This window comes from Allobosea sp. CER48 (genome assembly GCF_044752385.1).
Classification (GTDB): domain Bacteria; phylum Pseudomonadota; class Alphaproteobacteria; order Rhizobiales; family Beijerinckiaceae; genus Allobosea.
On record NZ_JBIWYK010000162.1, the window covers coordinates 1 to 6567 of the forward strand.

Consider the following 6567-nt stretch of genomic DNA (forward strand, 5'->3'; position numbering starts at 1 on the left):
CGCGGCAAAACGCAAGAATTGCCGGACCATTTCTGCTCGTTCGAATCGCAGGGTCGCCCCTTTGGCCGGAACCGTCGATCCCTCCGTCTACAAGGACGCCGTCGTCGTGCTCGCGACGGCGGGCGTGATCGTGCCGCTCGCCAAGAGCCTCAAGGTCAACTCGATCATCGCCTTCGTCGCCTGCGGCGCGCTGCTCGGTCCCTATGGGTTGGGCGGCCTTGCTGCCAAGGTCCCGCTTCTGAACACCATCACGGTCTCGAACGCGGAGGCGCTGGCAGGGCCGGCAGAGCTGGGCGTCGCCTTCCTTCTCTTCGTCATCGGGCTCGAACTGTCTTTCGAGCGCCTGATGACGATGAAGCGTCTCGTCTTCGGACTCGGCCTCGGCCAGGTCGGCCTCAGCGCGGCGGCCATCGGTCTTGTCGCCTATGCGGCAGGCCAGCCGGCCGCGGCCTCCCTCATCATCGGCTTCGGTCTCGCCCTTTCCTCGACTGCCATGGTCGTCGAGCTGCTCGCCGCCAAGAAGCGCATGACGACCTCGGCCGGCCGCACCAGCTTCGCAATCCTGCTCTGTCAGGATCTCGCCGTCATCCCGCTGCTCTTCCTGATCAGCGTGCTCGATGCGCAGGACGGCTCGGGCTCGCTGCTCGCGGGCCTGGCACAGGCCTTCATCCAGGCCTTCGCCGCCATCGCCACCATCATCGTCATCGGCCGGCTGGCGCTGCGGCCGCTCTTCCGCCTGGTGGCATCGACCGATTCGACCGAGAGCTTCATGGCCGCGACGTTGCTGACGGCGCTCGGCACGGGGCTGATCGCCGCGGCGGCCGGCCTCTCGATGGGGCTGGGCGCGTTCATCGCCGGCCTGCTCCTCGCCGAGACGGAGTTCCGCCGCGCCATCGAAGTCACGATCGACCCGTTCAAGTCGCTGCTGATCGGCGTGTTCTTCCTCACCGTCGGCATGAGCGTGAACCCGGCCGAGATCGCGGCGAATCCGGGCGCGATCGTCGCCATCGCGGTCGGACTTCTCCTCGCCAAGGCCGGCGTCATCTTCCTCCTCGCCCGCCGCTTCCGGCTGTCGGCCGCGACCGCCCTCGAAACCGCGATCATGGTCGCGCCGGGCGGCGAATTCGCCTTCGTCCTGCTGAATGCGGCCACCGGCGCCGAACTCATCGACCACAGGGCGACCAGCGTGGTCCTGGCAGCGGTTTCACTGACGATGATCGCGCTGCCGCTGCTGGCACGGATCGCCCGCAACCTCGCGCAGAAGCTGGCGCCTCCGGTCATCCTGCCCGACGAAGCCGCGGTGCTGCCCCCTGGCGACCATGCGCCGCGCGCCATCGTGGTCGGCGGCGGCCGTGTCGGACGGCTCGTCGCCTCGATGCTGGACGAGCACGGCAAGTCCCACATCGTGGTCGATTCCGACGCGGCGCTGATCACCGCGCAACGCCGTGCCGGCCGGCCTGCCTTCTACGGCGACGCGAGCAAGCCCGAATTCCTGCGCCTCTGCGGCCTGGAAGAGGCGACGGCCCTGATCGTGACGATCGACAGCGCCCGCGCCGTGGACGCCATCGTCCAGGCCGCCCGCACGCTGCGGCCGGACATCGTCATCGTCGCCCGCGCCCGAGATGCGGCCCATGCCCGGCATCTCTATGAGATCGGCGTGAACGACGCGGTGCCCGAGACGATCGAGGCGAGCCTGCAGTTGTCGGAGGCTGCGCTGGTTGGCCTCGGCGTGCCGATGGGCCTCGTCATCGCTTCGGTCCACGAGCGGCGCGACGGCTTCCGCGCGCAGCTCAAGCCGGCAGGCGCCCCGACAGCCCCCGCCCTTCCGCGCCACGCCCGTTCGCGAAGGCTGTAAAGCTCGACGCCGCAGCCGCACCCGCTTCACGAGGCAGATAGCCCGCCTGCTGCGCGACCCGCCTGATATGGCCGTAGAACTGTGCGGCGCTGCTTGCCCAGCTGTGGCCGGCAGCAAGCTCGAGACAGGTCTCGCGACGAACCCTGAGCGCCTGCATCGCTGCCGCACGCAGATCCTCGTCGAGCACGGCCGCTCCGCTGCCGGCGAAAACGTCGCGTGGCCCCTGCACCGGAAAGGCGGCTACCGGCAGGCCGCTCGCCGCCGCTTCCAGCAGCACGATGCCGAAGGTGTCGGTCAGGCTGGGGAATACGAAGACGTCGGAGGAGGCGTAGATCGCCGCGAGGTCGTCGCCCTCCTTGACCCCGAGGAAATGAGCGTCCGGATAAGCGCGCTGCAGGTCTGCGCGCGCCGGCCCGTCGCCGACCACGACCTTGCTGCCCGGCAACCGCAGCGACAGGAACGCGTCCAGGTTCTTCTCCACCGCCACGCGGCCGACGCTGAGGAAGATCGGGCGTGGCAGGTCGAGCACGCTCTGCGCACGCGGATGGAACAGGGACAGGTCGACGCCGCGCCCCCAGCGCACCAGCTTCTGGAAGCCGTACTGGCGCAGCTCCTCCTCCACCGTCGGGGTCGAGACCATCACTGCCGCGGCCGGGCCATGGAAGCGGCGCAGCAGGCCGTAGCTCCAGCTTTCAGGGATCGGCCAGCGCGCCGCGACGTATTGCGGGAAGCGCGTGTGATAGCTCGTCGTGAAGGGTCGCTTCTGCGCCAGGCAGACGGCTCGCGTCAGCCAGCCGATCGGCCCCTCGGTCGCGATATGGATGTGGTCGGGCCCGAATTGACCGATCCGTTCCGCCAGCGCCCGCCGCGTCGCGAGCGCGAGCCGGATGTCCGGGTAGCTCGGCAGGCCGATCTGGTGGAAGCCCTCCGGCGTCAATGCCTGAGCGGTGGCGCCGAAATCCGGCGCCGCCGCGATCATCCGCTCCAGCGAGCGCACCACCCCGTTGATCTGCGGGCGCCAGGCGTCGGTGGCGACGAGGACGCGCATCAGCGCGCCTTTCGCTCGGCCGTTTCCGGCTGGGCGCCGAGAATGCGCGCCAGCGCGAAAGGCCCGAGCTTGCTGCGGGCCGCCTCGACAAGCTCCGGCACCGCGACGGGACGGGCCGGCACGACGACCGGCACCGCGGTTTCGCCCTTCAGGCGGCCCTGCGGCCAGCGGATCAGCTCGAAGCGCCCATCATGATGCTCGACGAAGGCCGTGCAGCTTTCGACCCAGTCGCCGGTGTTGATGTAGGTCAGCCCGTCGATCTCCCGATAGGCGGCGTGGTGGATATGGCCGCAGATCACGCCGCCGGCGTCATGCCGGCGCGCTTCGGCGGCAAGGCAGGTCTCGAACTCGCCGATGTAGTTCACGGCGTTCTTGACCTTGTGCTTGGCCCAGGCCGAGAGCGACCAGTGTGGCAGCTGCAGCCAGCGGCGCACCTTGTTGAGGCCCATATTGAGCGCCAGCGCGACGGTGTAGGCCCAGTCCCCGAGCAGGGCGAGCCATTTGGCGTTGCGCACCACGAGGTCGAACAGGTCGCCATGGATGACCAGCAGGCGCCGTCCGTCGGCCGTCTCGTGCACGATGTCGTCGACGAGCGTGATGCCGCCGAACTGAAGCCCGGTGAAATCGCGCAGGAAGTCGTCGTGATTGCCAGTGACGTAGATCAGCTTCGAGCCCTTGCGGACCTTGCGCAGCAGCTTCTGGACGACGTCGTTATGTGCCTGCGGGAAATACCAGCCGCTCTTCAGGCGCCAGCCATCGATGATGTCGCCGACGAGATAGATGGTCGGCGCGTCATAGGCGCGCAGGAACTCCAGCACGAGGTCCGCCTGCGCCCCGCGCGTCCCCAGATGCAGATCGGAGATGAAGATGCTGCGAACCTGCTTCGCGTCGTCCTCGTCGCCCATGCCGGACAGCTCCTGCTGTTGCGATGCTTGGGGCGTGTGTCTGATTTGCGTTGCGCTTTGATGACGACGCCGCCAATCCATGATCAGGCTTGCCGACGAGCAGCCGCCTGACGGCAGCGTGCCGAGCTTACGGAGGAATCTGATGGATCTTGGAATTTCGGGCCGCACGGCCATCGTCTGCGCCTCCAGCAAGGGGCTCGGCCGCGGCTGCGCCGAGGCCCTCGCCGACGCTGGCTGCACCGTCGTGATCAACGGTCGCGACGCGGCGACCCTGGAAGCGACCGCCAGCGAGATCCGTGCCAGAACCGGCGCGACTGTTATCGCCGTCGTCGCCGACGTCTCGACGAAGGCCGGCCAGGACGCGCTGCTGGCAGCAGCCCCCAACCCGGATATCCTCGTCAACAACAATGGCGGCCCGCCGCCGAAGCCCTTCCGACAGGTTACGCGCGAGGGCCTGCTCGAGGGCGTGGTGCAGAACATGGCGACGCCGCTCGAGCTGGTTCAGCGCGTCATCGACGGCATGATCGAGCGCCGCTTCGGCCGCATCATCAACATCACCTCGGCCAGCGTCGTCACGCCGCTCACCGGGCTCGACGTCTCGTCGGCGGCACGCGCGGGCCTCACTGCCTTCCTCTCGGGTGTCGCCCGCGAGGTCGCGCATGCCGACGTCACCATCAACAACATCCTGCCGGGCGTCTTCGATACCGACCGGATCAAGACCGCGACCAACAAGGTCGCCGAGATGCAGGGCATCAGCATCGAGGAAGCAACGAAGCGGCGCCTCGCCGCCGTTCCCGCCGGCCGCCTCGGTACGCCCGACGAATTCGGCAAGCTCTGCGCCTTCCTCGCCAGCACCCATGCCGGCTACATCACCGGCCAGAACTTCCTGATCGACGGCGGCGCCTTCCGCGGCACGTTCTGAGCCGCGCGTCGCCGGCTTGGCGGGGTTGCAGAGTTCACGCTTCGCCGCCCCGCTTCGACATGGTCTAAGGAGGAACGGTTTCGGCCGAAACCGTTCCTCTCCTCCCGCCGCGCGCTCCGTTGTCCCCTCTTCTCGGCATCACCCTCAAGCTGATCTCGGCGCTGGCGTTCACGCTGATGTCGGCCGGCATCAAGTCGATCTCGACCCGCTATCCGACCGGCGAGATCGTCTTCATCCGCTCCTTCTTCGCGATGATTCCGCTGCTGATCTGGCTGGCCTGGCGCTCCGAGTTGCCGGCGGCGCTGAAGACCAGCAACCTGCGCGGACATCTCAAGCGCGGCATCATGGGATCGACGGGCATGTTCTGCGGCTTCGCGGCGCTGCAGTTCCTGCCACTCTCCGAGGCGGTGGCGATCGGCTATGCCGCGCCGCTTGCGGTTGTCGTGCTCGCCGCGCTCGTGCTCAAGGAGAAGGTCCGCATCTATCGCTGGACGGCGGTGACGATCGGCTTCGTCGGCGTGCTGATCATGCTCTCGCCGCATCTCGGGGCCGGCAGCCACCCGGTCGGTAGCAACGCGGCCCTGGGCGCCGCGCTCGGCCTCGCCGGTGCCTTCTGCTCCGCCTTCGCCTCGGTCGAGGTCCGGCTCCTGACCCAGACGGAGCGCACCGGCGCCATCGTCTTCTACTTCATGCTGCTGACCAGCCTGCTCGGCCTCACCACCATCCTGCTCGGCTGGAACATGCCCGATCTCAAGGACGCCGCGATGATGGTCGTGATCGGCATCCTCGGCGGCCTCGGCCAGATCCTGATCGTGCAGGCCTACCGCTATGGCGACGCCTCGCTGATCGCCCCGTTCGAATACTCGACCATGCTCTGGGCGGTGGCGATCGGCTGGATCTGGTTCGGCGAATGGCCGGCGACGGCGATCCTGATCGGCGCCTTCATCGTCATCACGTCGGGCATCTATGTGATCCTGCGCGAGCGCCAGCTCGGCCTTGCCCGGCGCGAGCAGCGCGAAGTCGGCCCCAGCCGCATCACCTGATCGTCACGCGAGTTCGTGCGCGGGCTGCCGCCAGCCACGCGCCGGATGGCGGGCATTGTTCGCTTGTTCAAACGATCGTCCGCCGTTACAAACGACTTCACAGTCGAAATGGGGCCGAATTCATGGGAATCGAGACGAAAGAGCGCGGCGGGCGGGAGCTTGAATCCGGGGCTCAGGTCATCTCGGGCCAACTCGGCAAGACCATCCAGCGCCTGCGCAAGGCCTATAATTTCTCGCTCTCGGACCTCGCCGAGCAGTCAGGCGTCGCCAAGTCGATCATCAGCCAGATCGAGCGCAACGAGACGAACCCGACGCTGGCCACGATCTGGCGGCTCTCGCAGGCGCTCGACATCTCGATCGAGCGCGTCCTCTCCAGCGGCGAGGAAGAGCCTTTCATCGAGAAGACCACCCGCGCGGATACGCCGATCCTCGTGTCCGAGGACGGCAAGCTGCGTCTCGCCATCGTCGGCTGGATCAAGACCGTCGAATGGCTGCAATGGTACGAGGTCAGCGCCGAGCCCGGAGGCGAACTCGACTCCGAAGGCCACCAGCGGGGCTCGATCGAGTCGCTCTCGGTCACCTCCGGCGAATTCGAGGTCGAGGTCGGCGACATCATCCAGCGCGCCAAGGCCGGCGAGACGCTGCGCTATCGCTGCGACCGCCGCCATGTCGTGCGCTGCGTCGGCAGCGAGCCGGGCCACGCCCTGATGGTCTGCATCCTCAAAGCGGCGGTGATGGAGTAACCGCCGCTCTTGCGCAGTTGCCAAACGCTCGAAGCCCGCGCCAAGGCGCGG

Annotated in this window: 6 protein-coding genes; 4 read left to right on the forward strand and 2 right to left on the reverse strand. The window is 67.9% G+C overall.

Annotation, left to right across the window (positions count from 1 at the left end; genetic code table 11):
* Nucleotides 1-61: 61 nt before the first annotated feature.
* Nucleotides 62-1855, forward strand: coding sequence for a cation:proton antiporter domain-containing protein (locus ACIPIA_RS08180; protein WP_400508398.1), 1794 nt, complete (start codon nt 62-64; stop codon nt 1853-1855).
* On the opposite strand, the gene ACIPIA_RS08185 is transcribed toward ACIPIA_RS08180, so the two are convergent.
* Nucleotides 1791-2903: a glycosyltransferase family 4 protein gene (locus ACIPIA_RS08185; protein WP_400508400.1), complete on the reverse strand. Its 1113-nt coding sequence runs from the start codon at nt 2901-2903 to the stop codon at nt 1791-1793. The genes ACIPIA_RS08180 and ACIPIA_RS08185 overlap by 65 nt on opposite strands.
* Nucleotides 2903-3808 carry a UDP-2,3-diacylglucosamine diphosphatase gene (locus ACIPIA_RS08190; RefSeq protein ID WP_400508402.1) on the reverse strand — a complete coding sequence of 302 codons (906 nt, stop codon included), beginning with the start codon at nt 3806-3808 and terminating at the stop codon, nt 2903-2905. The genes ACIPIA_RS08185 and ACIPIA_RS08190 overlap by 1 nt, the downstream gene beginning before the upstream one ends.
* Before the next feature lie 142 nt (nt 3809-3950).
* On the opposite strand from ACIPIA_RS08190, the gene ACIPIA_RS08195 reads away from it, so the two are divergent.
* From ACIPIA_RS08195 to ACIPIA_RS08205, 3 genes are all read left to right on the forward strand, one after another.
* Complete coding sequence (locus ACIPIA_RS08195; protein ID WP_400508404.1) at nt 3951-4730, forward strand: SDR family oxidoreductase; 780 nt, start codon at nt 3951-3953, stop codon at nt 4728-4730.
* Between the two features lie 119 nt (nt 4731-4849).
* The gene (locus tag ACIPIA_RS08200; protein WP_400508406.1) at nt 4850-5773 is read left to right on the forward strand and encodes a DMT family transporter; all 924 of its coding nucleotides are present in this window, start codon (nt 4850-4852) and stop codon (nt 5771-5773) included.
* A 122-nt stretch (nt 5774-5895) separates the two neighbouring features.
* On the forward strand, nt 5896-6516 hold the full coding sequence (locus tag ACIPIA_RS08205) for a helix-turn-helix domain-containing protein (RefSeq protein WP_400508408.1): 621 nt from the start codon (nt 5896-5898) through the stop codon (nt 6514-6516).
* The last annotated feature ends 51 nt before the right edge of the window (nt 6517-6567 follow it).

What these genes read in the sequence shown, in the direction of transcription:
- ACIPIA_RS08205 (WP_400508408.1), top strand. Translation starts at nt 5,896, where the DNA reads ATGGGAATCGAGACGAAAGAGCGCGGCGGGCGGGAGCTTGAATCCGGG.
- ACIPIA_RS08190 (WP_400508402.1), bottom strand. Translation starts at nt 3,808, where the DNA reads ATGGGCGACGAGGACGACGCGAAGCAGGTTCGCAGCATCTTCATCTCC.
- ACIPIA_RS08185 (WP_400508400.1), bottom strand. Translation starts at nt 2,903, where the DNA reads ATGCGCGTCCTCGTCGCCACCGACGCCTGGCGCCCGCAGATCAACGGG.
- ACIPIA_RS08195 (WP_400508404.1), top strand. Translation starts at nt 3,951, where the DNA reads ATGGATCTTGGAATTTCGGGCCGCACGGCCATCGTCTGCGCCTCCAGC.